A 551-nucleotide genomic window follows, 5' to 3' on the forward strand; every position below is an offset into this window, starting at 1 on the left:
CAGTTTAATACTACCCAGAGTCTTTTTAAATATTTCAAGAGTAGTGTAAGTGAGTATTTTACTTTGCGAGAAGAAGATAAAACTATAAGAAATATTTTTTCGCAATCCCAAAATCAAGGCCTTTCAAAAAGAAAGAAGAATTCAAATGAAGCGAAAAACATTCTCTACAATCTGATTACAGATGAAGAGGATAATTATTTAGATATAATCCCCGGAGACCTTAGGCTAATTGTAGACGTTAATGCAACTGCCAGAGACCGGATTCAGGCTTACTTTAATAAGAATAATATAAAAGAGAAATATGATTATATAATTATTGATTGCCCACCTACTTGGGGGCATTTAACATCGGTCTCACTTTCATTGAGTGACTATTACTTAATCCCAAGTAAGTTAGATGAATTCTCAACAATTGGAATCAGCTTACTTTCCGAGCTTCTCAGTGAAAAAGTAAACTCATCTTCCTCTCCCTTAAAATGCTTGGGTGTTGTATATACTATGTTGACCCCTAGTAGTTCTAAAAGTGGCATCAGTCCAAGGCAGACTAAATT

General features: G+C 34.1%; 1 protein-coding gene. It reads left to right on the top strand.

The window, feature by feature from the left end:
• The coding region (locus tag SM447_RS29790; protein WP_474576190.1) for a ParA family protein at positions 1–551 on the top strand (551 nt) is incomplete at both ends.

The sequence above is a fragment of the Micromonospora aridisoli genome, assembly GCF_056150025.1.